Below are 26,502 nucleotides of genomic sequence, written 5' to 3' on the forward strand. Positions count from 1 at the left end.
TGGTTAGAACTGCATCGTCGCGCTAGCCACGGCCGTGCGGGTCGGTGAAGGCGAGACGAAGGAGCCCCACGCGGTGGTCCAGTAGCGGCGGTTGAACATGTTGTTGATGCCCGCGCGCAATGTCACGTCCTTGCCGGCGATCTTCGTCTCATACCGGCCGCTCAGATCGAAGGTGGTATAGGCGGGCACGAACTGCGTGTTGGCTGCGTCCACGGCCTGGTTGCCGACATACTTGCCGCCGAACGCCAGCGTCAGCGGACGCAGATACGATGGGTTGTACTCGATACGGCCCGTGAAGGTAAAGCGCGGCGCGCCATAAATGCGCTTGCCTTCGATAGCCGCGTCGTCGATGTCGACGGCCTTCGTATCGAGCCACATCATGCCGCCCATCACGCGCCATTCGCTCGTCAACGCGAGCCAGCCGCTCGCGTCGATGCCGGTGTAGCGCTTGGTGCCGTCCTGCACGAAGAGCTTGGCCGTGTTCGTGTAGTAGTAGCCCTGGTCGACGCGGAACAGCGCGAGGTTGGCGCCCCATTTCGCGTGATCCGTCTTGAAGCCGATTTCATACTGCTTGCTCCTCAACGGGCCGTACGTGGCCGGATAGTTGAGGTTGGTGTTCGCCGCGGCGCCGCCCTGCTCGAGTGACTGCACATAGCTCGCATAGACCGTCGAATACGGGTCGGTCTTGTACATGAGCGCGAAGGTCGGCGTGACCGGATTCGCACTGTATTGCGACGTGACGGCGCTCGACGGGTCGTACTGATGCTGGCGGAATTGCGTGTAACGCACGCCAACCAGTGCCGACAGGCGCGACGTCAATTGCACGGTATCGCTGGCATACAACGCGGCCTGCGTGATGCGTTGCTGACGATAGAGATCCGAGCCGATGCTGACTTCGTCGTTGGTCAGCAAGGTGCTGTTGTACAGATTGCCGGTGCCGAGGAAATAGCCGCTGTTCCAGCCGGTGCTGTTGCTGTACTCGGCGGTTTGCGTCTGGTAGCTCGCGCCGAGCACGACGTCGTGCCTGATGCTGCCGGTGTTGAACTTGCCCTGCACCATCGCGTCGACGTTCTGATAGAAGTAGCGCGTCAGCGCCGCATAGAGCGTGTTCGAGTAGTTGCCGGCGGCGTCGGTGACGTACAGGAAGCTATCCGAGTTGGTGCGATTCTCCTTGGCAAAGCGGTACTTCACGCTCGCATGCCAGTTCTCGGAAAGACGGTAATCGAGGCCCGTGCCGAACGAGGCCATCTCGGTCTGATAGTAATTCTGCGGCTGCGTTAGCGCATGGGTGACGGTGCTCGCGTCGGGAATCCCCAGACCGCTGCCGAAGCCGAGGCCAAACAGCGTGCCGTTGGTTTTACGCTTCTGATAGAAGGCGTCGACCGTCCAGGTCAGGTCCGGCGTGATGCGGAAATCCAGCGCAAGCGACGCGACCTGGCGGCGGATATGACCGTTCTGCTCGGCGGTATTGCCGTCTTCGTTGACGAGGTTCAGGCGATAGCCGAAACGGTTGTCGTTGCCGAAGCGGCCGCCCAGATCGATCGCCTCGGTGAACACCCCGGCCGATCTATAGCCGACCGAAATGCTGCGGTATGGATCGTCGGTCGGCCGTTTCAGCACGAAGTTGACGATGCCGCCCGGCGAGCCGAAGCCGTACATGAAACCGGACAGGCCCTTCAGCAATTCCACCTGCTCGAACGGTTCGAGCGGCAGGTCGGTGTCCCACGACGGGAACGTCTGGCCATCCACCTTGATGCTGTTCAGTGTGTCGATCGGCATGCCGCGCACCTGGAACATCGAGTTTTCGGCGACCGCGTTCTCGCTGCTGGCCGACACGGCCGGATCGTACTTGAACAGATCGTTGGAGGTCGTCGCGAACAGGTCCTTGCCTTCCTCGCTCGTCACGGTGCGCGTCGAAAACGGCGTGTCCACCGCCTTGCGCGTACCCAGCGCGCCTGCGCTGACGGTGTCGGCCTGCGCCACGGCGGTGTCTTTCGCGGCCGAGACGCTCACGGCGGGCAGTGTGCCGCCGGCGTCGCTTGCCGCGGCCTGAGCCCATCCCGATGACGACAGCGTGGACAACGACAGGCCGACGCTGACGAACAGCCCCGCACTGAGTAGAGACGGTGTACGGCGATGGCCGCGCATCAGCGTTGGCCGCGCTGGGCGGCTGGCGACGAGGAGATTCTGCATATTGTTTGAGTTGGGCAGGACGGCGCAACGCACCAGAAATGTGCGCGACGGCATCGTTTGGCGAGTAGTGATTAAACGGATGGTCCAGATTTCGACTGCGCACGAATGGTAATGCATCTGATTCGCATTAACAATATGCTTACGCCTCAAGTCCTCTATAAGACATCTGTCTTAAGACATAGGCGAATTGGCTGTAAGCCTTATCTGGTGGGGCTCGGCCCTGTCCGCGCTGTTTCGGCGATATGTTTGTTTAGCAGCGAGTACTGGAAAACACGCATATACTCACGGTCGGGCCGTAAAAAGTAGTGCCGTGGGTCGCGCTGCGTTCCTGCTGCTTTGCCGCCATTCCGCGGCTCAGCGCCACCAACGCTCTGTCTAACACTTCACCAAGCAAAGCATCAAACATGTCCACATCGCCGAAGATCATCTACACCCTGACCGACGAAGCGCCTGCTCTGGCGACTTATTCGCTGCTGCCGATCGTCAAGGCGTTCACGCGCTCGTCCGACGTGATCGTTGAAACGCGCGATATCTCGCTCGCCGGCCGGATCATCGCTGCATTCCCGGACTACCTGAGCGCGGAACAGAAGGGTTCCGACGATCTGGCGGAACTGGGTGGACTCACCACGCGTCCGGAAGCGAACATCATCAAGCTGCCGAACATCAGCGCTTCGGTGCCGCAACTGAAGGCTGCGATTGCCGAACTGCGCGATCAGGGCTTCAAGCTGCCGTCCTATCCGGACGAAGCGAAGACCGACGAAGAGAAAGACGTCAAGGCGCGCTACGACAAGATCAAGGGCAGCGCGGTGAACCCGGTGCTGCGCGAAGGCAATTCGGATCGCCGCGCGCCGTTGTCGGTCAAGAACTACGCGCGCAAGCATCCGCACAAGATGGGCAAGTGGAGCGCGGACTCGAAGTCGCACGTGGCGCACATGAGCGGCGGCGATTTCTACGGCAGCGAAAAATCGGCGCTGATCGCAGCAGCCGGCGCCGTGAAGATCGAATTGACCACCGCCGACGGCTCGACCAGGGTCCTGAAAGAAAAGACGGCCGTGCAAGCGGGCGAGATCATCGACGCATCGGTGCTGAGCAAGAACGCGCTGCGCAACTTCATCGAAGCGGAAATCGCCGATGCGAAGGCCAAGGGCGTGCTGTTCTCGGTGCACCTGAAAGCGACCATGATGAAGGTGTCGGATCCGATCATCTTCGGCCACGTGGTCTCGGTGTTCTACAAAGACGTGCTGACCAAGCATGCCGACGCGCTGGCGCAAGCCGGTTTCAACCCGAACAACGGTATTGGCGATCTGTACGCGCGCCTGAAGGATCTGCCGGCCGAAACGCGTGAAGCAATCGAAGCCGACATCAAGGCGCAGTACGCGCAACGCCCGCAACTGGCCATGGTCAACTCGGACAAGGGCATCACCAGCCTGCACGTGCCGAGCGACGTGATCGTCGACGCATCCATGCCGGCCATGATTCGCGAATCGGGCAAGATGTGGGGCGCGGACGGTGCGCTGCACGACGCCAAGGCGGTGATTCCCGACCGTTGCTATGCCGGCGTCTACCAGGCTGTGATCGAAGATTGCAAGAAGAATGGCGCATTCGACCCGGTCACGATGGGCACGGTGCCGAACGTCGGCCTGATGGCGCAAGCCGCTGAAGAATACGGTTCACACGACAAGACGTTCCAGATTCCGGCGAGCGGCGTGGTTCGCGTGACCGATGCAGCCGGCAAGGTGCTGATCGAGCAGGCGGTTGAAGCCGGCGACATCTGGCGCATGTGCCAGACCAAAGACGCGCCGGTCCAGGATTGGGTCAAGCTCGCGGTCAACCGGGCTCGCGCCACCGGCACGCCGGCTATTTTCTGGCTGGACGCGGCACGTGCGCACGACGCGCAGATCATCAAGAAGGTCGAGCAATACCTGAAGGACCACGACACCAGCGGTCTGGATATCCGCGTCATGACGCCGGTTGAAGCGACGAAATTCTCGATCGAGCGCATCCGCGCCGGCAAGGACACGATCTCGGTTACCGGCAACGTGCTGCGCGACTACCTGACCGACCTGTTCCCGATCATGGAACTGGGCACCAGCGCGAAGATGCTGTCGATCGTCCCGCTGATGGCAGGTGGCGGCATGTTCGAAACCGGCGCGGGCGGTTCGGCGCCGAAGCACGTTCAGCAACTGGTCGAAGAAGGCTTCCTGCGTTGGGATTCGCTCGGCGAATTCCTGGCGTTGGCGGCTTCGCTCGAACACCTGAGCGGCGCGTATCACAACCCGAAGGCGCAAGTGCTGGCCAAGACGCTGGATCAGGCAACCGGCAAGTTCCTCGACAACGACAAGTCGCCGGCGCGCAAGATTGGCGGTATCGACAACCGCGGCAGCCACTTCTACCTGGCCATGTACTGGGCTGAAGCACTCGCTGCGCAAACCGAAGACGCTGCCTTGCAGGCGCAGTTCGCCGGTGTGGCCAAGGCAATGGCGGACAACGAAGCGAAGATCATCGAAGAACTGGGTGCAGCGCAAGGCAAGCCGGTGGATATCGGCGGTTACTACCGTCCGAATGTCGACCTGACGAGCAAGGCCATGCGCCCGAGCGCGACGCTGAACAAGATCGTGGACGCGGTTGCTTAAGACACTTAAGACACTAAATGACGTGCTGAATGCGGTACTGAAACCGCCGCTCAAGGTCGCGGAACAAGTACGGAAATAGGCCGTAAGCAAGACGATGGCGCTCCTAAGGAGCGCCATCGTCGTTTCTACGCGTACCGAATCGGTCATGCCTGCCTTCACACGTGAACGATTTCCCAATCACTGAGCTTCTCAGGAATTTCGAGTGTCGACGTGTCGACTTCGGTCAGTTGCGGGCAGGTGAGGCCGCGTGCGACTTCGTCGGCGGCCTTTTCCGGGCAGGAAAATTCACCAAGCGTTTCGTTGCCGTAAGTTGCCTCCCAGCCACCTTGGCCCGGCAAAATATAGAACGCTCCCTGGGTCGATCCAAAGCGAAAGCCTTTCATTTTTAGTCTCCCAATTGCCAATTAAAAACCGCGATGCCGTGGCGGCTTCAGGTAGGGGCAGGGGACTCGCTGCGACTGCGCTTTCGTCCCGTCTTTCGCTGCACCCTTTTCGCTGCGTCCTATGAAGCGTCGGCTCTTGTAAAAGAGTCTACGTCAGCAGGTCGTGGCGCAAGAGCGTGTTAGACGGTTCTCTCGATAAAAGAATATCTTTTAAAAATATATAGTTACATTCTACATTTCGCGATGTGCAACGTGGGGCGACATTGCGAAATGGCAAATTTGTGCCACGCACCACGATTTTTTACGAAGCAAGGGCTCATGCCACATCGTGAAATTTTCGCGTGCTGACCACATAGTGGGGCGCCATGCATTCGCGGCACAGCCAAACGTTGCGCCTGATCGCCCGGTTCAGGGAAGCACGCGCTTCAGAAAAGCGAGCATTACGTGATTGAATTGCGCCGGCCGTTGCAGCGGGGCGAAATGGCTCACGCCGGGCAGGAGAATCAACGCCGCGCCTGGAATGCTGCGGGCGAGGTAGTCGGCGTGTTCCGGTTTGATGAATTCGTCGTGCTCGCTCTGGACGATGGCAACCGGCACGCGAATCGCGGCCAGATCGTGCGCTGAATAGTTGGGCTCGGTTCGCATCATTTCGCTGACTGCGCCAACGAATGCATCGAAGTCGTCGGGTGTGGCCGAGAGTTGGGCATAGTCCTTGGCATGCCTCGCGAAACACCGGTCGATGATCGGCGTGGGCACGAATGCTTTCGTCCCACCCGGATCCATGTTGCAGCCGAAGAAGAACACGCCGGCAACCCGCTCGGGAGCCCGGCTGCCCAGCACCATGGCGACGCAGGCGCCATCGCTCCAGCCGACCATGGCGGCGCGCTCGAGTTGCAGCGTGTCCATTACGGCCAGAACGTCGGTGGCCATCAACTCGTACTTATAGGGGCGCGCATCGCGGGTGCTGCGGCCATGGCCGCGGCTGTCGATCGCCACCACGCGGTGCCCGGAACTGACCAGCGCCGGGACCTGATAGCCCCAGTTGCCGCTGTGCCCCAGACCGCCGTGCAGCAGGATGACCGGTTTGCCGGTCCCATATGACGCGTACCAGATCCGCGCGCCTTCGTGCTCGACGTAGCCTTGGTCGTTCGAAACCGGCAGCGGGGCAGCGCCATGAGTTTCGAAATGGGCGAGGTCGTCGTCGTGGAATTCCATGGGTGGGTTCCTTTGCGGTGATCCTTGCTGCACCCGGACGCAAACCAGCGCCGGCATCGGCACCCGTGTCACGCAGCAGGTTGCGCTTCAGCAGTCACCCGGCCGGCAGGGTGGCAGCGAAGTTTGCCACGCCGAGACCCAGCAGGACCAACGCGAGTCCACCGGCATCGGCTCGCCTCACCCTTTCCGGCTTCGCATTACGACGTCCCGCACAACGGCCTATCGACGCCTGCACCGATAGCCGCCGCGCGGGACCCCTCGCTACTTAGCTCGAAACGTACGCTACATAAGGCCCCGTGCCGCCACCCGTGGATCCCTTGCCCGAAATCCCGTAGTACACGTGCCGGCCATAGAAAAACGGCATGCCGAAGTCGAACTGCCGCGTCATATAGATGCCGAGATTATTGAACGCGTTATTTCCCGATGCGTTCAGCGTCACGCCGTTTGCAATATTGAAACCGAGTACCGTGCTCGCCGGGCTGGCTCCTACCAGTATCGACGTTCGGCCCACCGTCGTCGCGGGGGCGTAATAGCCGCTCGCGCTGTCGATCGGGATGCTCAGGTCCGGGAAGAACATGACCGTCGAGCCGGAATCGAAGAACGTTCTGGTCTGCGCGGTTCCGTTGTACACCGACGTGAAGTTGCCGTTTTCATTCGTCTTCATCAACGTGGCGCTCGTGCCGGCCAACGCGTTGTTGGCCTGCGTGTCGATGCCGAACACCAGCGTGCCCTGAGCGGTCGGGCTGCCGGTGTCGGAAACCTGGGCCATCTCCAGAATCACGCCGTTGTTGTCCTGCGCGAACATCGAGACCGGGTTGGTGATCTGTCCGTTGACGGGCACCGCGGTGCCGACGCCGGCGTTGGTGTAGTAGAACGTCGACACCGGTCCTTGCTGGCACGCCAGACCGCAGTCGTTCGGGCTCACGCCAATGCCGAGAATCCCGTTTGCACCGAGATCGGCCGTGGTGACCAGCGGACGGCCAACCTGACACTCGGACGGGGCGGCGGTCGTCAGCGTGGCATCGCCGATCACCTGGATCGGCACGCTCGTGGCCGTCTCACCCGAAAGCGACACGTCCGCGTAATGGACAGTCCCCCACGCGTAGCCGCTGCCGAACAGCGCGCATTCGGCGAGCGGCAGGCCGCTCGTCTGATCTTTTTCGGCTGTCAATGTGCTGAAGGTGGATGGCTGAATCGCGGAGCTGACCAGACGCAGCCCGAACGACGCGGTATCGACGATCACATTCGGAATCTTCACGCAGTTTCCGCTGGCGTTGGTTCCTGGGGTGCAGAGCGTGACGGTGACCATGGGCTGATTGTGGATGCCCGTTTTGCTGACCGTCACCCCGATCGTATTGCCGGGGCCGACGGTGGTAGGCACCGCCGAAGCGTCCGCCGCGAGGACGTTAGGTGTCGAAGTGACGGTGTTCGACGGGGCGGGCGAATTGACGGCGGCCGGTGCATTTGCCGCCGTGTTGCTGTTACCGCTGCTGCTGCCCCCGCCGCCACCGCAGGCAGCCAGACTGAGCCCGAGCGCCGCGGCAATGATCCATGCGATTTTGCGCACTTTTATTCTCTCGATTGATTTTTAATAGACTTACTTGATGTCGTCAGCGCTCACGCCTTGCGGCAACGCTTGCGGGAGATAGGCTCGCCCAACGAAGGAGCCCATATGGCCGCCGGTCTCCACGACCAGCGCCGACTGATGCACGACGGCTGCTCCGTAGCCGCCGCCTTGCGCAGCATGTGCGTCGGTGAGGCCCTGCACGTAAGACGGGAAGTAAGTGGCGAGCAGCGTCTTGAGCGGCGGCATGGTCGGGCCTTCCCAACTCAACGCGAACACGGTGTTGGCCGCCGTGATGTACTCGTTCACCACCGTACCCGACGGCAGCGTGGTCTGACTCACGGTGTAAGCCGGCGCGGCCGCATTGCCGCTTGCCGCGTAGCGCGCCACGGCGGCGCCGCCCAGGCTCAGTGCCCCTGCACTGGTACTGCTGGCGGTTACGGGGTAGGTCGGCGCGCCGCCCAACCCTGCGTATGCTGGAACGGCCGCGGCGAATGAGGCAGTGGCCACCACGAGCATTCGAAATTGACTGATTATCATTTTTTGGTCTTCGGCGATTTTTGGAAAATGCGCGCGAACGTTATCCTCGCGTCCGCGCGATGCTAATACTAGCTTGAGTCTGGTCGATTAAAACAAACGAATAGCGAGGCGATTCGGGTTCTGTTTGAAAATGAAAGATCGCCTGGCGGAAAATCAGCGATATTCAAGCCGGATATTGTTCAGCACCCGGCTGCCACGCCACGCGATTGCGTCCAGCGGCCTTTGCGGCGTACAGCTGGGTATCGGCCGCGGCAAGCAGGGCGGCCGCGCTGCCGCCCCCGGGCGGCATGCATGATGCGCAGCCCACGCTGATCGTCACGTGGCCGCGTTCAGTGTCCTTGTTCGCAAGTCCTGCCGCCTCGATGCGCTCACGGATCGTTTCCGCGACCTTGACCGCGCCGTCGAGCGATGTATTCGGCAACACCACCGCGAACTCCTCGCCGCCATAGCGTGCGGCAAGATCCACCGCGCGCCGGGTGCCCGACATGATGCGCGCGGCTACCTCGGCCAACACCTCGTCGCCCGCCGCGTGGCCGTAGGTATCGTTCAGGCGTTTGAAGTGATCGATGTCGATGAACAGCAGCGAGAGCGGCGTCTGCTCGCGCTGCGAACGCAGCCATTCCTGCGCAAGCCGCTGGTCGAAAGCGCGGCGATTGCTCAAGCCGGTCAGCGCATCGGTTTCGGCGATGCGCTGCAATTCGGCCTCGGCGCGCACCTTGTCGCGCAGCGCGAAGGCAAACAGCCACGCCACGATCACGTACGCGCCGCCGAACAGAACCGTCATCGCGCCGGCCAGCATGTTGCGTTTGCGCCAGTCGGTCAGCACGTCTTCCACGGCGGGCGCGATACCGACGATCAGGGGTGTGCCCGGCACGTGGGCGTAGGTGTACAGGCGCGAGATGCCATCCAGCGAACCGTCCGAGACGAAGCTGCCGGACGGGTGGTTCGCGATGCCGGCGAAATTTGCCGTACCCGCATAGTTCGAGCCGATGCCACGGCGCGCCGGCGGCCGGCTCGCGAGGAGCGTGCCGTTGTCGAGCACGATAAAGCCGCCGCCGTTGGGGCCGAGATCGATATTGTCGAGCAGATGTTCGAAGTACTCGATCCGGATGCTGACGAGAGCAATGCCGTCGAATGCACCCTGGGCCGTGTCGATACGCCTTGACAGTGCAACCGCCAGCGCGCCGCCGCGGACCTGCGACGGATAGGGATGCGAAATGTAGAGGCCCACCGAGGGGTTGTTCTGCTGCACGGTGAAGTAGTCGCGGTCCGCGAACGACAGCCCGGGGTAAGTGTTGCCGCTTTTCGACGCTTTGACACGGCCTTGCGCATCGAGAACATAAGCGTCGCCGGAGATCGGCGAACCCAGTCCACGATCGAACAATACGCGCTGGCGCAAGTAGGGCGACAGGGTCCATGTTTCCGGGCGTTCGGCGTCCGACGCCACGCCGCGCAACGACAGATCGTAAAGGGCGACATTACGCGCAAGGTCGCGGCTGATAATCGCGACGAGGTTGCGCGAATTGTCCATGGCATGGCGGAATTCGTCTTCGCGGCTGTTATAGAGCGCGACGAAAGTCAGAGCGGCCATGACGATGGCGGCAAGCATGCCGGACAGACCAGCCAACAGGGGATGCCGGCCGATTGTCCAGGCGATCCATTTGCGGGTCCCCCCAAACCATCTGGCCGAGCGGTACCGCAAGGTAAGAACCTGTCCATTCGACACGTGCCTGACTCCCCCTGGATGGCCGGTTCAGAGCCGGCGTGCTGCATAGGACTTTGTCTCAGTCCGGTTGCATGGTCGATTGAATCATTGAATACGCATGGGGGTCAATCGAGCCTGTCGAGCAATATGGCGACGAAGGTTTCCGTGACGGGCGGCAGGGTCCTGCCGCGTTTCTTGATGAGGGCGATCGGACGGGTGAAGGCGGGATCGTCAACCGGACGAACCACCAACTCAGGCTCCGCTCTGACCTCGCGAGCCGAAGCCGGCAGGATGGTCACGCCGAGCCCGGCGCGCACCATCGCGACGGCGCTCATCATGTAGGTCGGCTCACAGGCGATCTCCGGCGCGCAGCGGGCGTTGGCAAAGGCGCTATCGACCACGGCCCGCACGCTCGTGCCTGGGGCCGTCAGCACGAGCGGCACCGCGGCGAGGTCGGCCAGCGTGATGCGCCGACGCCGCGCCAGCGCATGGCGCTTCGGAAAAACCGCCACCAGCCGATCGATACCCGCATGCAGGACTTCGAAGGCGCTATCGTCCAGCGTACCGCCAGTCAGCCCGATATCGACCTCCTCGTTGCGCACCAGCGTGTTGACCACGCTGGCCACCACGTCGCGCACATGGAAGTTCACGCGCGGCACAGCCTTCTTCATGTCCTGTACGAGTTCGGGCAAGACGCTGGCCGCAAAAGTCGGCAGGCACGCGATGCGCACCGTGCCGCTGGTTCCCTCGCCGAGCGCACGGGCGTCGATCAGCACATGTTCCATATCGTGCAGCGACTTTTGCAGCAGAGGCAGCAGTTCGCGGCCGGTCGGCGTTAGCGCGACATTGCGGCTGTTGCGATCGAACAGGCGCATGCCGACGGTTTCCTCGAGCCGGCGAATCTGCACCGTCAAGGCCGGTTGTGACAGGTGCAACCGTGCCGCCGCACGCGTGAAGCTACCCGTTTGCGCGACAGCGATGAACGCGCGGATATCCCGAAGATTCAGATCCATAATGGTTTGTGATTGCTGCGATCAATTCATTTCAATTGATTTATTATTGCCCCGAACTTACGCTCGATCGCAGTAAAAAACAACATTGGAGACAAGCACATGCTGCCACTACTGGGGCTGGCTACCATCGTCGTGCTGCTCGGCGCGATTCTGTCGAAACGGATGTCGCCGCTGGTGGCGCTCATCATCGTGCCGATTGCGGCGTCGCTCCTCGGCGGGTTCGGCTTTCAGACCAGCAAGTTCGTGATCGACGGGCTCAAGAGCCTCGCGCCCGTGGTCGGGATGTTCGTCTTCGCGATTCTTTACTTCGGCACCATCACCGACGCCGGCACGCTCGATCCGATCATCGACCGCATCCTGCGCGCGGTCGGTACGCGGCCCACGCGGATCGTGATGGGCACCACCGTGCTCGCGCTGCTGATTCACCTGGACGGCTCTGGCGCGGTGTGCTTTCTCGTCACGATTCCCGCGATGCTGCCGCTCTACGATCGTCTGAAGATGGACCGGCGCGTGCTGGCCGCGGCCGTTTCGATGGCCGCCGGCATCAACTTTCTGCCGTGGACCGGGCCGATGATCCGCGCGTCGGCGTCGCTGCATCTGCCGATTTCGGCGCTGTTCAATCCGCTGATTCCCGTGCAGTTGATCGGGCTGGTGTTCGTTTTCGGCGTGGCATTCTGGCTTGGGCGGCGCGAGGAAAAGCGGCTGGGTCTCAGCGCCGCGAGCGCTGCGATACCGATGCCGGAGCGCAAGCTGACGCCGGAGGAGCAAGCCTTGCGCCGGCCGAAAAACTTCTGGTTCAACATCGTCCTGACACTGGTCGTACTCGGCACGATGGTCGTGATGGGCGAGAAGATTCCGCCCGCGATCATGTTCATGGTCGGGCTATGCGTCGCGTTGATGGTGAACTATCCGAACGTCGACATGCAGCGCAAGCGGATCGACGCTCACGCGCGCGCCGCGCTGATGATGGCCGGCATTCTGCTCGCGGCCGGCGTGTTCACCGGTGTGATGCAGGGCAGCGGCATGCTGAAAGCGATGGCACAGGCGGCCGTCGGTTTCGTGCCGCCCGCGATGGCGGGGCACATTCCCGTCGTGCTCGGCGTGCTGTCGATGCCGCTCAGCATGCTGTTCGATCCGGACTCGTTTTACTTCGGCGTGTTGCCGGTGATTGCCGAAGTGGCCGGCCAACTCGGCGTGCCCGCCGTGCACGTCGGCCAGGCCGCGCTGCTCGGGCAGATGACGACCGGCTTTCCGGTCAGCCCCCTTACGCCGGCGACGTTCCTCGTAGTCGGCTTGTGCGGCATCGATCTTGCCGATCACCAGAAATTTACGTTTCCCTTGCTGTTCGGCGCCTCGATCGTGATGACGATTGCCTGCGTCGTGCTGGGGATATTCTCACTGTGAGCCGCACGGCTTCACTGAACGGACGCGATCATCATGACAACGACTCCACATAGACGGCCGGTGCGAATCGGCGCGGGCGCGGGGTATTCCGGCGACCGTATCGAGCCGGCGGCCGAACTGGCGCAACATGGCGCGCTCGATTACCTGGTGTTCGAATGCCTCGCCGAGCGCACCATCGCGATTGCGCAGCAGGCGCGCAGCAAAGATCCCGAACAGGGTTACGACCCGTTGCTCGAAACGCGCATGGCGGCCGTGCTGCCCGCTGCGATTCGCAACGGCGTGCGGATCGTGTCGAACATGGGTGCGGCCAATCCACTCGCGGCGGCGAAGAAGACCGCCGAGATCGCGCACTCGCTCGGCCTCGGTCCGGTGAAGATTGCCGCCGTCACCGGCGACGATGTGCTCGACGTGGTACGGCAGGGCAATTTCCGCTTCGAGGAATCCGGGGAAAGCGTCGCGTCGTACAAGGATCGCCTCGTCTCCGCGAATGCCTATCTCGGCGCGGCGGCGATTGTCGAGGCGCTGGCGGCCGGCGCGCAAATCGTGCTGACCGGACGCGTCGCCGATCCGTCGCTGTTCGTCGCGCCGTTGATCCACGAATTCGGTTGGCGGATGGACGACTGGCAAACGCTCGGGCAGGCAACCGTGATCGGCCATCTGCTCGAATGCGCGGGACAAATCACCGGAGGCTATTTTGCGGACCCGGGTTTCAAGGACGTCCCGAATCTCGCGCGGCTCGGTTTTCCCATCGCCGAAGTCGGGCAGGACGGGTCGATGATCATCACCAAGCTCGCGCAGGCCGGCGGACGAGTGACCGAAGCAAGCTGCAAGGAGCAACTGCTGTATGAAATTCACGATCCGCAGCGCTATCTGCAACCGGACGTGGTTGCCGATTTCACGCAGGTGCGTGTCGCGCAGGAAGCGCCGGATCGCATTCGCGTGAGCGGTGGACGTGGCGCACCGCGTACGGATACGTTGAAGGTGTCGGTCGCTTATTTCGATGGCTATATCGGCGAGGGGCAGATTTCGTATGGCGGTCCCGGCGCGCTGGCACGTGCCCGGCTCGCGCTCGATATTGTGCGGGAAAGGCTCGCCTTGACCGGTGTGGATACGCGTGAATTGCGTTTCGATCTGATCGGCGTGAATGCATTGCATGGCGAAGCGCTGGCGGTCGACCACGCCGAGCCCTATGAGGTCCGGGCACGGGTCGCGGGTCGCGCCGACTCGCTGGCGCAAGCGGTACGGATCGGCAACGAGGTGGAGACGCTTTACACGAACGGACCGGCGGGCGGTGGCGGCGTGACGAAGTCGGCACGCGAAGTCGTCGCGGTGCAATCGGTGTTGCTGCCACGTGAGCACGCCAGGCCCACTTTCTCGCTGGTGGAGGCGTGACATGAAACTACGTGAACTTGCGCATTCGCGGACTGGCGACAAGGGCAATACGCTGAATATCTCCGTCATCTGTTACGACGCCAGACACTATGAGCATCTGCGAGCGGTGTTGAGCGCTGAGCGGGTCAAGGCGTACCTCGGCGAGGTGGTGCGCGGCAGCGTCGTGCGTTACGAATTGCCCGGCATTGCCGCGTTCAACTTCGTACTCGGCGAGGCGCTCGGCGGAGGCGTAACGCGCTCGCTGGCGCTGGACGCGCATGGCAAATCGTTGAGTTCGGCCTTGATGGGGCTGGAGGTGGAGGAGCCGGCTGGGGTTGGCTATGTGCCGGCACCCTAGATAGTTTGCAGGGCCAGGCAGCATGAAGCGCTGAGCCGGTTCAGGTTGCCACTGGTGAATCTGATAGGCCTGATATTGGGCTTAGCCGGCCGCCTTGCTCGACTCATGCGCGCGCCGAAGCCGCTCGCGGCTATTGCTCAGATGCATGCGCATCGCGGCGCGTGCGTCGTCGGCGTCCTGACGTTCGATGGCCCGGTAAATCATCTGGTGCTCGCTGAGCACGTTGCGCAAGGTTTCAATATGATCGAGCTCCGCGATCTCGGCTGATCCGAGCCGTGTGCGTGGGCTCACCGAGCGGCCGAGTTGACTGAGCACATCGAAGAAATAGCGGTTGCCGCTTGCCCGGGCGATCTGCAGATGAAACTCGATGTCATGCGCGAGCGTGTCCGTACTCCCGCGTTCGAGTTCCGACTCGAAGCGTTCCAGTGCGGCACGAATCTGCTTGAGATTCTGCTCGGTGCGCCGTGCCGCGGCGAGCGCAGCCGAAGCAGCCTCCACATCGATGCGAAATTCGATGATTGCCATCACGTCCAGCATGCTGGAGAGGTCGGCGGCGGGCAACTGCATCGACTGTTCCGTGGCCGGCTCCAGCACGAACGTGCCGATGCCGTGACGCGTCTCGACCACTTTAGCCGCCTGCAGGCGCGAGATCGCCTCGCGAACCACGGAGCGGCTCACCGAGAGCTGCTTCATCATGGCGACTTCCGTAGGGATGCGGTCTCCCGGCCTCAGGGCGCCGCGGCGGATTTCGTCGGAAAGGCTGGCCACCACCTTCTCAGTCAGGCTGCTCATTTACGGTTTGTTGATTAATCTGATCGGCTGGAAATACACCCGTAGCGGGTGCGAGTGAAGTCATATGACGGTTCGACATAGCCATCATAGCGTCAGTCCGAATGATCGCGACTCGAAACACTCGCTCCCGGGAGGCGCGCGGCGACGGATCGATTCTTTGGGGCCTCTGCTGCAAGCGGATTACATCTTGTTGTCGGACGTCTTATTTTGGATTGGCATTTTCCGAGGTAAGAATGCCGCGCTTGTCGCGGTATCCACTATACCCGGTCGGAGTATGGATCAAGTGGCAGGGTAAACACCTTATTGGAAGCGATGGAAAGAAGCGGGTAGACTGTCGTCAGACAACGTATCACGTATTTCGGAGCAGGCCGCCGGAGTGGCCGGAACTGGAGACAACCTTGACATCTGCTCTTACCGCCGCCGACCCGCTCGAGTCCGCGGTCTCGAAGGTCAAGCGGCACATCTTGCCGCTGTTTCTGATCATGTTCATCGCGAACTACATCGACCGCGTGAACATCGGCTTCGTCAATTCTCACATGCAGGCGGACCTCGGCATCGGTGCTGCCGCGTACGGTCTGGGGAGCGGGTTGTTCTTTGTCGGCTATGCGCTGTTCGAAGTGCCGTCGAACGTATTGATGCAGAAGTACGGCGCACGCGCCTGGCTGACCCGCATCATGGGCACCTGGGGGCTGGTCGCGGCGGCCATGGCGTTCGTCTGGAACGATACGTCCTTCTACGTGTTGCGTTTCCTGCTCGGCATCGCTGAGGCCGGCTTCTTTCCGGGCGTGGTGTTTTACTTCACCCAATGGCTGCCGCAGAAAGAGCGGGGCAAGGCCGTGGCGGTTTTTCTCTCGGGCTCCGCGCTGGCGTCGGTGCTGTCCGGGCCGATCACCGGCAGTTTGCTGTCGATTCGCGGCCTCGGCTTGCAAGGCTGGCAATGGATGTTTCTCATTGAGGGCGGTTTTTCAATCGTGCTGTGCGGCGTGAGCTGGGTGCTGCTGAAGTCGCGTATTCGCGATGCCTCGTGGCTGACGGCGGAGGAGCAGACCGTTCTCGCCAGCTCGATCGCCGCGGAGCAGGCCGAGCGCGAGGCGCATGGCGGAGCGCATCTACCCCCGATGAAGCTGCTGAAAGACCCGCAGATTCTCCTATTCTGTTTTCTGTACTTTGCGATTCAACTGACTATCTACGCGGCGACGTTCTGGCTCCCGACGATCATTCGCAAGATGGGGGGACTCTCGGACTTCGAAGTCGGCATGTTCAATACCATCCCGTGGCTCATCGCCATGGTCGCGATGTACTGCTTCGCGGTGTTGTCGGCGAAATGGCGTTTCCAGCAGGCGTGGCTGGCGGTAGCGCTCGTCATTGCGGCGTGCGGGTTGTTCGCTTCGACTTCGAGTAATCCAGTACTGTCTTTCGTGGCTATCTGTTTCTCGGCAATCGGTTTCAAGGCGGCCTCGTCGCTTTTCTGGCCGATTCCGCAGGGTTATCTCGACGCACGCGTTGCCGCAGCCGTGATCGCGCTGATCAACTCGGTCGGCAACCTCGGCGGTTTTTTCGCACCGGCCGCGTTCGGTTATTTGCAGCAGCACACCGGCTCAATTACTGGCGGTTTGTACGCTCTGGGCGTGGCTTCGCTGATCGCGGCGGCGGCCGGTTTCCTGACCCGCACTCGCCGTGTGAATCGTGACGCGTTGCCGGAGTCTTTGCATAGCAAAGCCCACTGACCAGCGAAAATCGCCAATCATGAATCACGCATTTCCCACTTTCTGCCCGGCACGGGTCCCAAGCGCGCTAATCCAGCGCGCGGACGCCCACCTGCTGGCTCGCTAACTCTACCGGGTCCATTCTCATGTCCACGAACTCATCCCAATCGAACGCTACGCCGATCGTGACCGAGCTGCGCGTCGTGCCCGTCGCCGGCCGTGACAGCATGCTGATGAATCTGAGCGGCGCGCATGGCCCGTTCTTCACGCGCAATATCGTCATTCTGCGCGACAGTGCCGGACACACGGGCGTCGGCGAGGTGCCGGGTGGCGAGAGCATCCGCCAGACCATCGACGACGCGCGTCCGCTGGTCGTCGGTCAGTCGATCGGCAATCTTCAGGCTATCCTGAACAAAGCGCGTACCCAGTTCGCCGATCGCGATGCCGGTGGCCGTGGTCTGCAGACCTTCGATCTGCGCACCACCATTCACGCGGTGACCGCGCTCGAAGCCGCCTTGCTCGATCTGCTCGGTCAGCATCTTGGCGTGCCCGTCGCGGCGCTGCTCGGTGAAGGCCAGCAACGCGACGAAGTGGAAATGCTCGGTTATCTGTTCTATATCGGCGACCGCAAGAAAACCGATCTGCCCTATGCGAGCGGCGCGGATGGGCGCGACGACTGGGAGCGCGTGCGTACCGAAGAAGCGATGACGCCCGAGGCCGTCGTGCGGCTCGCCGAGGCAGCGCAGGCGCGCTACGGCTTCAACGATTTCAAACTCAAAGGCGGCGTGTTGTCCGGCGACGCCGAAATCGAAGCGGTCACGGCGCTCGCCGAGCGTTTCCCCAACGCCCGCGTCACGCTCGACCCGAACGGCGCATGGTCGCTCGCGGAAGCGGTGCGCCTGTGCCGCGACAAGCACGACGTGCTGGCTTACGCGGAAGATCCGTGCGGCGCGGAGAATGGTTATTCGGGCCGCGAGGTGATGGCCGAGTTCCGCCGCGCGACCGGTTTGCCGACGGCGACCAACATGATCGCGACCGACTGGCGTCAGATGGGCCACGCGATCCAGTTGCAGTCGGTGGATATTCCGCTTGCCGATCCGCATTTCTGGACCATGCAGGGTTCGGTACGGGTGGCGCAGATGTGCAATGAATGGGGGCTCACCTGGGGCTCGCACTCGAACAATCACTTCGACATTTCGCTCGCGATGTTCACGCATGTCGCGGCGGCGGCGCCCGGCAAGATTACGGCGATCGACACGCACTGGATCTGGCAGGACGGTCAGCGCCTGACGCGTGAGCCGCTGCAGATCGTCGGCGGCAAGGTCAAGGTGCCTCAGGCTGCCGGCCTCGGTGTCGAACTGGATATGGACGAGATCGAGAAGGCGCATGCGCTGTATCAGCAACACGGCCTCGGTGCGCGCGACGACGGCGTGGCCATGCAATACCTGATTCCGAACTGGAAGTTCGACAACAAGCGCCCGTGTCTGGTGCGCTGAGTCTTTTATGATTTGAGCGGCGCCGGGTGCCGCCGCTCGTTTTCACCGACAAAATTTACGCTACTACGCCATTCACGCCATGACCTCACCTCAAGAACTCAAAGCGATCGTCTCGGAAGGCCTGCTGTCGTTTCCGGTGACCGACTTCGACGAACAGGGCGATTTCCGCGCCGATACCTATGCTGCGCGCCTCGAATGGCTCGCGCCGTATGGCGCGACGGCATTGTTCGCCGCGGGCGGCACGGGCGAATTTTTCTCGCTGACCAAAAGCGACTACACGGAGGTGGTTCGCACGGCGACCGATACCTGCCGCGGCAAGGTGCCGATTCTCGCCGGTGCGGGCGGCCCGACGCGCGTTGCGATTGAATATGCACAGGAGGCCGAACGTCTTGGCGCAAGCGGCGTGCTGCTGATGCCGCACTATCTGACCGAGGCGTCGCAGGAAGGCATTGCCGCGCACGTCGAGCAGGTCTGCAAGGCGGTGAAGAACATCGGCGTGATCGTCTATAACCGCGCGAATTCGAAGCTGAACGCGGATATGCTCGAACGTCTCGCGGACAGTTGCCCGAATCTGATCGGCTTCAAGGACGGCGTGGGTGAAATCGAGAACATGGTGACGATTCGCCGGCGTCTCGGTGAGCGTTTCTCGTACCTCGGCGGCCTGCCGACCGCGGAAATCTACGCTGCGGCTTATAAGGCGATGGGCGTGCCGGTGTACTCGTCGGCGGTCTTTAACTTTATCCCGAAGACCGCGATGGATTTCTACCGTGCGATTGCCGCGGACGACCACGCTACCGTCGGCAAGCTGATCGATGAATTTTTCCTGCCGTATCTGGCGATCCGTAACCGCCGCCAAGGCTACGCGGTCAGTATCGTGAAGGCCGGCGCGAAGCTGGTCGGCCACGGCGCGGGCCCGGTGCGCGCGCCGCTGACCGATCTGACCGAAGAGGAAATGGCGCAACTCGACGTGCTGATCAGGAAGCTCGGCGCGCAATAACCGGTGCAATAACCGGTGCAATAAGTGCTGCAATAACCGATGCAAGAAGCGGCGCGGGCCGCAGCCGCGAAACGATCGCGGCCACGCCGCGTTCAGCTCTTGCGAAACACCACGTGCGAGATGCGCTGCACGAGCAGCGCAGCGGCCAGTGCCGCTACCGCCGTCAGCCACACGCCGATATGAATCGACTGCACCAGCGCATCGCGTGCCGTGTCGATCAACGCGAGCGTATTGAGGCCCGACGGCTTCATATCCGCAATCAGTTTCAGTCGCGATGCTTCGTCGATCAGGATGCGCAGATCGACGAAACGCGGCTGCCATTGCGAAACGGCCGGCTCGCCGAGCACGCTCATCGTGCGCGTCACCACGTCGCGATAGTGATGCTGCACCACGGTTGCCACAATGCTGGTGCCGAGCATCCCACCCACCATCCGCGTGGACTGAAGCAGCGCCGTCGTGATGCCGAAGCGTTCGCGCCCGGCAATTTCCTGGCCGAACACATTCAGATTGTTCAGGATGAAACCCAGGCCGATACCGACGGCCGCCATCGGCAATTCGATCCACACGTGCGGTGTCTGCGGATTGGCGAACGCCAGCGCGATCGCGGCGAACAGCAGCAGTGCGAACCCGATCGACAGAATCCGCGTGGGCTTCTTCATGTGGATGACGATGCGCGTATTCAGCAGGCTGCCGAGTGCGATGCAGGCGGCGATCGGCGTGGCGAGCAGACCCGCCTGTTGCGGCGACAAGCCGAAGCCGCCTTGCAGCAGCAGCGGCGCAAAGAAGATCAGCGAAAACATCACGAAGCCGGACAGGAAACCGAGTATGAACAGCGTGACGAGTTGCGCGTCCTTGAACAGGTCGAGTGGAATGATTGGATGCGTGGCGCGTTTTTCGCACACCAGCAACGCAACGGCGCTCGCGATCACGAAGGCCGCCAGCGTCAGGTTGCCGGTCGTCAAACCATGCTTCGGCACGGCTTCGATGAGCGCCTGAAAGCCACCCAGTACGATGGCGACTAATGCCGCACCGAGCCAGTCGATCTTGACCTCGCCCTCGTGCGGCCGCTGCAGGTTGGGCAGATGCGCCCAGATGAAATAGAGCGCCGCGGCGCCGACCGGCAGGTTGATCAGGAAGGTGGAGCGCCAGCCCCAGTGCTCGCTCATCCAGCCGCCCAGCGACGGACCCGCCGCGGTGCCGATTCCGTACGCGGCCGCCATCACCACCTGCCAGCGCACCCGCGCGCGAGGATCGGGGAACAGATCCGGAATCGACGCGAACGCGGTACCTACCATCATCCCGCCGCCGACGCCTTGCAAGCCGCGTGCGATCACAAGGAACAGCATGTCGTTCGCGACGCCGCAGAGCACCGACGCCACGGTGAACGTAATGACCGCGGCGATCACAAAACGCTTGCGGCCGAAGTAGTCGCCGAGACGGCCGAACACGGGAACGGTCACCACTGACGCCAGCAGGTACGCGCTGGCAATCCATGCGTAGTACTCGAAGCCGTGCAGTTCGGCGACGATCGAAGGCAGCGCGGTGCTGACGACGGTCTGGTCGAGTGCGACCAGCATATTGACAAGGCCGATGCCGAGCATCGCTAGCAGGGCGTTCCGGAAGGGCAGGGCAGTCGCAGTCGGGTTCACGGGTCTGGGAAAGGAGAGCTTTTCAGGGCAGGCGCCGCGCAGCGCGGGCCCGGGTCTTGACGCGTGGTATACCCACTAGTTGTCTGACCTCTTATCCTGAATTATACGGGTTTCCCCCTATCTGTGATTAATTTTAAGGCATTCGACGCGAAAAAATGCCGTGCGCGCGGGCACGGCAGAGTAGGTGCAGGTTGATATATGACGTCTGTTGATGGCGGCTTATTCAGTATTTCACCGACGTTCGACGCTTATCGGCCTCGCAGCGCCTCCCCCACGCAGTACTTCCCGTAGATGAGGCAATGCGACGACACTTTGCGTGGCATTGCGTTGTCAGGCGGGCCGTCTGTGGAGACGGTGCGCGGTACTTACCGTGGGCGGCAGGCAGATATCGTATGGAGACGCGAGTGCCAGCAGCGTCATCACCCCGCTCGAAAGCAGAACGAGTTTATTTCAGCAGCGTCATCTGCACGACCTTCAGAACAACGAGGCCGACGGCCACTACCAGGTAGCCTCGCAGCACACCCATCCAGACACGCTTGCTCAGCGTGAGTTTGGGCGGCGGCAGTTCGTCCAGCGGCGGCATGCGCCAGGTATCGCGGGCGTTCTTCGGATACTGCTGCACGTGTCCGTCCGCGGCTTCGCGACGGACTCGACGAATTCCGACCGTGGCGGCATAGCCGAAGACGGCGAGGAGCGTGCCGCCCGCGAGCGTTTCCAGAATCGTTTCGCCCGTGATGTCCGGATAAACGACCGACGCGGTCAGGATGATGGACAGCATCACCAGCACCCAGATCACGGCGCCCGTGAACAGATTGAGTTTCTTCGAGTTGACCCACGGGCCAAGCACGGCCTTGTCGTTGCACAGCAGCAGCAGAAACACCGTGGCGCTAGGCAGCAGGACACCCGCGAGTGTTTGCACCGCTTCGGTTAGCAGACCAAGCGGGCTGCCGGGAATCAGCACCAGCGCGGCCGCGGCGGCAACGATGCCGAAATAGACGAGATAGAAACCCTTGGCGTCCGACACCGGACGATGCAACGAGTGACGGATCTTGAACACGTCGCCGATGGCGTAGGCCGTCGACAGCGAGACCGCGGCGGCGCCGATGATGCAGGCGTCAAGAAGGGCCACGGCGAAGAGCGTGGCCGAAGTGCGCCCCGCGTATTTTTCCAGGCCCGCGATCACGCCGCCTGCGTCCGTGAAATTGCCGAATTCGGGCTTGCCGGCGTACAGCGCGGCACAGAACGAAATCATCGCCACGGCGCCAATCAGCACGAACACAATACCGATCCACAGGTCGGCTTTTTCGTACTTCATGAAACGCGGGGTGATGCGTTTGTCGACCACGTAGCTTTGCTGGAAGAACAGTTGCCACGGTGCGACCGTGGTGCCGACGATGCCGATGACGAGCAGCATCACATCGCTCAGTTTCGAATGAGTGGGCCAGTTCGGAATGAGGAAGTCGCGCGTCATCTGAGCGACCGGCGGGTGAATCGACACCAGCACGGGCACGAGCAGCAAACTCAGCAGGCACAGTACGACGGCGAAGCGCTCGAAGCGTCTGAAATTGCCGGTACTGACGGCGGCCATGGTGAGCGCCGCGGCAATACAGACCCCGAGAATCTTCGAGATGCCAAAGAAGTCGAGAACGAAGGTGATGCCGATAAACTCGGTGACGATGGTCAGCGCGTTGAGGATGAACAGGTCGACGACGCTGAACGCCCCCCAGAACTTGCCGAAGCGTTCGAAGATAAGCCGTGCATGACCCACGCCCGTGACCGCGCCGAGACGCAGCACCATTTCCTGGTTGACGAACAGAACGGGCACCAGCAGCAACATGGTCCACAGCAAGGTGGTCCCATAGTTCTGGCCGGCCTGGGTGTACGTGCCAAAGGCACCGGCGTCGTTATCGCCGACCATCACGATGAGGCCAGGTCCGAGGATCGCGAGGAGCGTTCGGAAGCGTGCCCACCAGTTGGTGCGCGGTGCGGTGTCGTGATGGGCAATGGTGCCGAGCGCCCCCTTGATGTCGCCGATGTGCGCCGAGTCGAGCACGGCGCTGCGTGGCGGTGAGACGTTAGTAGCGGGAGTGGCCATTTTTCTTTTCCCTGATTCTGGTTATTGAAAGGGCAATGAGGAAATTGCGCACCTCCGGCATACGTAAGGGCGTGTGCCGTCGAACGACGGCGTCGCTTGCGTATGGCGGAAAGGGCGCGGGAGGTTAGGAAACGAGTGCTTTAAGGCGCTGCCAGAACACAGCGAGCTTGTGCGGTTCGTTGGCATGCAGTGCCAGCATGGCGTCGTAGTGGACGCGTGATTCTTCAACGTGCGGCAGTTGCGACAGAAGGAGGCCGAAGTTCATGATATTTCTCCAGGCGTTTGGCTTAACGCGGTTCGCGGAAAGCCAGCAGACATGGAGGCCGGGCGCACGATGCGCATGCCGGCGAACGTCTACTTGCTTTCCTCAGGCAAAGGGTGAGGTGAGCGGCATAAGGGGTAACTGTCACTGTCCGGCATGGCGGCTCCTTGTCTGCGTTCCGGCACGCGTGTTTTCAATGGGCGTGCCTGATCACGCGTCCGTCTGCGCCATTGAAAATCGGCAAGGCGCGAACGGACGCAGCCGCGAGTTGACGCTCGCGACGCGATGCCATACGGACGCGAAAATACCGCGGCTATATGGCGCTAATAAAGGTGCACGGAGAAGGTAACTACGGCGCGCACCGTCTGCCTGGGAGGCAAGACGGCGGCTGGATGAAGAGAGCGCGGACGTCCTGCCAGTCAGGCAGCGAAACTATTCGAAGGTCGACTACTGCAGGTGTCCAAGGCATCAGCCCCGTTTGTGAAGATTCTCGAATTCTAGGCGTCGTGCAAATCCGAAGTCAACATGATTCGCTAAGCAGAGCCAATATAATTTTTTAATCCCATTTCCTTTCAGAATTGACAGGAAAGAGCGGCTGTTACCGCTCGGGAGTGAGATTGAAAACAGGAATCGGAAAACAGAATCATTGGGTGCGGGATTCTGGCCAGGCGATTCGGACTACGATGTCCCGGCGGTTTTTTTTACTTGCAGTTTTCATCGAGAGCCGAATACAATCCGCCCGTCTCATCAAAAGGAGTCCCTTGTGGACACATGCTCTAGTAGTGGAAGTTCAATGCCGGTCTGTGCCGGCGAAGTCACCGCGAGATAGCCGCCGCAGGAACACTCCTTCGCCGCTAACTCGCTTTTGTCGGGTTAGCGCGCTTCATTACCGACTGGCTCCCTGCCGGTCCGTCAGCAGCACGCTCCCTTTGTTTGACCGCTTGCCGCAAGTCCGCTTGCGAGATGCAGTCACGTCGTCACACGTCGCCCAGCTATGTCCGGGCAGGACGGGGGTGCGCTTATGTTCGTCAAATCATTCGTTATGTTTTTCGGTGGCGCCGTGCGTGCGCCACACCCGCTGCGGGTCGCTGCCCGTGCACATCTGCTGGCCGTTTCCACGTCGGTTCCGGCGGCGGCGCGTGCCGGTGTTTCCGTTCGCGCCGATAGAAGCCAGAGGTCGGCTGCGGCAAGCCATTTCCGCCGGGCCGGGAAAATGGCGGCGCGCGCCGCTTTTCGCGTGGTCTATGCGGGTAACCCGTTGACGCCTGCCGGATACGCGATTGTCGCCGTCACGGTGGCCGCTTTCGTGCTAGTCGCGATGTTGTGCACGTCGTCCATCGCCGATGAGTTGGGTCGCTCGTTACGGCTGAGCTGGTGGTTCTCCTGACGCTGCCGCGTCAAGCCACTTCACGCATGCAGGTCACCGGCAGCACGACATGCATCTACAACCTGCAACGCGTCTGCATCAGACAGGAGGTTAACCATGGAGCTTATTGAACGCATCTATACGCCCGCGGAGCGGCGATGCCTGAGTGCGCATGAACTGGCGACGCTGCTCGTGCTGCTTCAAACACCTGTGGATGCGAGGGCCGCAACTGAGGATGTACTGGCGCTTCGCGAAGCCGGGCTGGCCCGACTGGTCGATTCGGAGCGCGGTGAAGCGAGGTTCGCGATTACGGACGAAGGAAATGCCGTACTGAGAATGCTGGACGCCGGATGATTCGGCGCGATCGGAGAGACTACAATCAGTCGCCGCATACCAGGCATACCACCTTCACATTCCGCCAGAGAGCATGACCCGTTCCTCGCTGCTCAATCCAAAAGTCTCGCCTCGTCTGCGCTGGATTGCTTTGTGCGGACCGGGACTGCTCGTCATGCTCGCTGACTGCGATGCAGGCAATGTCGTAACGGCGGCGCAGGCCGGCGCGCAATGGGGGCTGCAACTTCTGGTGCTGCTGCTGGGCCTTATCCCCTTGCTTTACATGGTTCAGGAACTCACTGTCCGGCTCGGTATTTTTACGGGGCGAGGTCACGGCGAACTGATTCGCTCGCACTTCGGCTCGCTATGGGCGTGGGTATCCGCGGCCGGATTGGTCGTCGCCGTACTGAGTTCTCTGGTGACCGAATTCACCGGGGTCGCCGGCGTGGGAGAGCTATATGGCGTGTCCCGCTCCATTACGTTGCCGCTTGCCGCTCTCGCGCTGATCGCGATCGTGTCCACCGGATCGCATCGACGCGTGGACAGGGTCGCGATCTTCATTGGCGCCTTCGAATTGATGTTTTTCGTTGTGGCATGGAAGGCTCATCCGGATGTCCACGAACTGTTCCGGCAAATGGCGGACCTGCCGCTCGGCAATCACCAGTTTGGATATCTTGCGGCCGCACTGATTGGCGCGACGTTCAATCCATGGATGGTCTTCTACCAGCAGGCCGCGGTAGCGGATAAAAAGCTCACGGCGGCTGACTACACGGTGGCTCGGGTCGAAACGGCGGTGGGCGCCGTGCTCACGCAATTACTGACCGCGGCGGTCCTCGTCGCCGCGGCAGCAACGCTGTCGGGAGGCGGCAATGCGGGCGCGCTACAAAGCGTCGGCGAAATCAGCAACGCGCTTGCGACTGCAGTAGGTCCGAACGCGGGGCGTTTTCTCTTCAGCGCCGGTGTGCTGGGTGCGTCGATGGTGGCCGCTATTGTCTGCTCGCTGTCGCTGGCATGGGGGCTTGGCGAAGTGGCGGGATACCGGCGCTCGCTTGAAGACCGGCCCACGCATTCACCGTGGTTCTATGGCGTGTATGTGGCATCCGTCGCCGGCAGCGCTTATGTGGTCTGGCTGGCACCGAATCTCGTTGTGCTGAATGTCGCGGCGCAGGTTGTCAACGCAGTGATGCTGCCGCTGGTGATTGGCTTACTCATTGCACTCAGCGTTACGGCTCTGCCTAACCCATACCGGCCGCGTGGAGCGTACCTGTGGCTCGTTGCCGGGATTGCCGTGGTCGTGTGTGCAGCGGGCCTTGCAGGTGCCGCTTTTGGGGTCATTGCCTGAAACGGGTGTGATCGTCCCGTAGGGGATGAGGGCGCTAAAGGATCGGATTGCCGGGCGCCGGCTAAACGATGGCGAGCGCGGTTCG

The 26,502-nt window shown here is 61.9% G+C and carries 22 protein-coding genes; 11 read left to right on the plus strand and 11 right to left on the minus strand.

The genetic code is table 11. The annotated features are described in order from the left end of the window. Positions 1 to 3: 3 nt before the first annotated feature. The gene (locus GH665_RS25175) at positions 4 to 2,193 is read right to left on the minus strand and encodes a TonB-dependent siderophore receptor (RefSeq protein WP_153139959.1); all 2,190 of its coding nucleotides are present in this window, start codon (positions 2,191 to 2,193) and stop codon (positions 4 to 6) included. Between the two features lie 404 nt (positions 2,194 to 2,597). Here GH665_RS25175 and GH665_RS25180 point away from each other — a divergent pair, with 404 nt between their 5' ends. Beyond that, on the plus strand, positions 2,598 to 4,826 hold the full coding sequence (locus GH665_RS25180) for an NADP-dependent isocitrate dehydrogenase (RefSeq protein WP_153139961.1): 2,229 nt from the start codon (positions 2,598 to 2,600) through the stop codon (positions 4,824 to 4,826). Between the two features lie 155 nt (positions 4,827 to 4,981). Here GH665_RS25180 and GH665_RS25185 read toward each other — a convergent pair whose 3' ends face one another. The 3 genes from GH665_RS25185 to GH665_RS25195 all read right to left on the minus strand — a co-directional run bounded on the left by GH665_RS25185 (position 4,982) and on the right by GH665_RS25195 (position 7,733). Beyond that, a complete protein-coding gene (locus GH665_RS25185) occupies positions 4,982 to 5,209 on the minus strand; it encodes a hypothetical protein (RefSeq protein WP_153139963.1) in 228 nt (75 codons plus the stop codon). 408 nt (positions 5,210 to 5,617) lie between these two features. Beyond that, entirely contained in the window at positions 5,618 to 6,424 is an 807-nt protein-coding gene (locus tag GH665_RS25190; protein ID WP_153139964.1) for an alpha/beta fold hydrolase, read from the minus strand. A 265-nt stretch (positions 6,425 to 6,689) separates the two neighbouring features. Continuing rightward, positions 6,690 to 7,733, minus strand: coding sequence for a DUF3443 family protein (locus tag GH665_RS25195; RefSeq protein ID WP_246216513.1), 1,044 nt, complete (start codon positions 7,731 to 7,733; stop codon positions 6,690 to 6,692). Positions 7,734 to 7,755: 22 nt separating this feature from the next. On the opposite strand from GH665_RS25195, the gene GH665_RS39190 reads away from it, so the two are divergent. Continuing rightward, positions 7,756 to 8,016 (plus strand): hypothetical protein, encoded by a 261-nt coding sequence (locus GH665_RS39190; protein WP_246216549.1) that lies wholly within the window; start codon positions 7,756 to 7,758, stop codon positions 8,014 to 8,016. A gap of 5 nt (positions 8,017 to 8,021) precedes the next feature. Here the strand turns inward: GH665_RS39190 and GH665_RS25200 are convergent, their stop codons facing one another. The 3 genes from GH665_RS25200 to GH665_RS25210 all read right to left on the minus strand — a co-directional run bounded on the left by GH665_RS25200 (position 8,022) and on the right by GH665_RS25210 (position 11,246). After that, the gene (locus GH665_RS25200) at positions 8,022 to 8,528 is read right to left on the minus strand and encodes a DUF2844 domain-containing protein (protein WP_246216364.1); all 507 of its coding nucleotides are present in this window, start codon (positions 8,526 to 8,528) and stop codon (positions 8,022 to 8,024) included. A gap of 163 nt (positions 8,529 to 8,691) precedes the next feature. Further along, positions 8,692 to 10,155, minus strand: a complete 1,464-nt coding sequence (locus GH665_RS25205) for a sensor domain-containing diguanylate cyclase (RefSeq protein WP_246216365.1) — start codon at positions 10,153 to 10,155, stop codon at positions 8,692 to 8,694. Positions 10,156 to 10,358: 203 nt separating this feature from the next. Further along, complete coding sequence (locus GH665_RS25210; RefSeq protein WP_153139968.1) at positions 10,359 to 11,246, minus strand: LysR family transcriptional regulator; 888 nt, start codon at positions 11,244 to 11,246, stop codon at positions 10,359 to 10,361. Positions 11,247 to 11,345: 99 nt separating this feature from the next. Here GH665_RS25210 and GH665_RS25215 point away from each other — a divergent pair, with 99 nt between their 5' ends. The 3 genes from GH665_RS25215 to GH665_RS25225 are packed head-to-tail and all read left to right on the plus strand — an operon-like array spanning position 11,346 to position 14,379. After that, positions 11,346 to 12,650: a CitMHS family transporter gene (locus GH665_RS25215; protein ID WP_153139970.1), complete on the plus strand. Its 1,305-nt coding sequence runs from the start codon at positions 11,346 to 11,348 to the stop codon at positions 12,648 to 12,650. 33 nt (positions 12,651 to 12,683) lie between these two features. Continuing rightward, positions 12,684 to 14,042 carry an acyclic terpene utilization AtuA family protein gene (locus tag GH665_RS25220; RefSeq protein ID WP_153139972.1) on the plus strand — a complete coding sequence of 453 codons (1,359 nt, stop codon included), beginning with the start codon at positions 12,684 to 12,686 and terminating at the stop codon, positions 14,040 to 14,042. A gap of 1 nt (position 14,043) precedes the next feature. Beyond that, positions 14,044 to 14,379, plus strand: a complete 336-nt coding sequence (locus GH665_RS25225; protein WP_153139974.1) for an AtuA-related protein — start codon at positions 14,044 to 14,046, stop codon at positions 14,377 to 14,379. An 81-nt stretch (positions 14,380 to 14,460) separates the two neighbouring features. On the opposite strand, the gene GH665_RS25230 is transcribed toward GH665_RS25225, so the two are convergent. Then, entirely contained in the window at positions 14,461 to 15,171 is a 711-nt protein-coding gene (locus GH665_RS25230) for a FadR/GntR family transcriptional regulator (protein WP_153139976.1), read from the minus strand. 398 nt (positions 15,172 to 15,569) lie between these two features. Here GH665_RS25230 and GH665_RS25235 point away from each other — a divergent pair, with 398 nt between their 5' ends. From GH665_RS25235 to kdgD, 3 genes are all read left to right on the plus strand, one after another. Further along, positions 15,570 to 16,898, plus strand: a complete 1,329-nt coding sequence (locus GH665_RS25235) for an MFS transporter (protein WP_153139979.1) — start codon at positions 15,570 to 15,572, stop codon at positions 16,896 to 16,898. 125 nt (positions 16,899 to 17,023) lie between these two features. After that, complete coding sequence (gudD, locus tag GH665_RS25240) at positions 17,024 to 18,373, plus strand: glucarate dehydratase (RefSeq protein WP_153139981.1); 1,350 nt, start codon at positions 17,024 to 17,026, stop codon at positions 18,371 to 18,373. Positions 18,374 to 18,452: 79 nt separating this feature from the next. Then, positions 18,453 to 19,370 carry a 5-dehydro-4-deoxyglucarate dehydratase gene (gene kdgD / locus GH665_RS25245; protein ID WP_153139983.1) on the plus strand — a complete coding sequence of 306 codons (918 nt, stop codon included), beginning with the start codon at positions 18,453 to 18,455 and terminating at the stop codon, positions 19,368 to 19,370. A gap of 92 nt (positions 19,371 to 19,462) precedes the next feature. Here kdgD and GH665_RS25250 read toward each other — a convergent pair whose 3' ends face one another. The 3 genes from GH665_RS25250 to GH665_RS38815 form a co-directional block, all read right to left on the minus strand. Further along, positions 19,463 to 20,971, minus strand: a complete 1,509-nt coding sequence (locus GH665_RS25250; protein WP_153139985.1) for an MFS transporter — start codon at positions 20,969 to 20,971, stop codon at positions 19,463 to 19,465. Between the two features lie 493 nt (positions 20,972 to 21,464). Continuing rightward, entirely contained in the window at positions 21,465 to 23,114 is a 1,650-nt protein-coding gene (locus GH665_RS25255; protein WP_153139987.1) for an NRAMP family divalent metal transporter, read from the minus strand. Between the two features lie 124 nt (positions 23,115 to 23,238). After that, positions 23,239 to 23,379 (minus strand): hypothetical protein, encoded by a 141-nt coding sequence (locus tag GH665_RS38815; protein ID WP_167531004.1) that lies wholly within the window; start codon positions 23,377 to 23,379, stop codon positions 23,239 to 23,241. A gap of 1,018 nt (positions 23,380 to 24,397) precedes the next feature. On the opposite strand from GH665_RS38815, the gene GH665_RS25260 reads away from it, so the two are divergent. The 3 genes from GH665_RS25260 to GH665_RS25270 all read left to right on the plus strand — a co-directional run bounded on the left by GH665_RS25260 (position 24,398) and on the right by GH665_RS25270 (position 26,417). Next, positions 24,398 to 24,763, plus strand: coding sequence for a hypothetical protein (locus GH665_RS25260; protein ID WP_153139989.1), 366 nt, complete (start codon positions 24,398 to 24,400; stop codon positions 24,761 to 24,763). 96 nt (positions 24,764 to 24,859) lie between these two features. After that, positions 24,860 to 25,096 (plus strand): hypothetical protein, encoded by a 237-nt coding sequence (locus tag GH665_RS25265; RefSeq protein WP_153139990.1) that lies wholly within the window; start codon positions 24,860 to 24,862, stop codon positions 25,094 to 25,096. A gap of 73 nt (positions 25,097 to 25,169) precedes the next feature. Then, positions 25,170 to 26,417: an NRAMP family divalent metal transporter gene (locus GH665_RS25270; protein ID WP_153139992.1), complete on the plus strand. Its 1,248-nt coding sequence runs from the start codon at positions 25,170 to 25,172 to the stop codon at positions 26,415 to 26,417. Positions 26,418 to 26,502: the final 85 nt, after the last annotated feature.

Origin of the sequence: Paraburkholderia agricolaris, from assembly GCF_009455635.1 — a bacterium.
GTDB lineage: Bacteria > Pseudomonadota > Gammaproteobacteria > Burkholderiales > Burkholderiaceae > Paraburkholderia > Paraburkholderia agricolaris.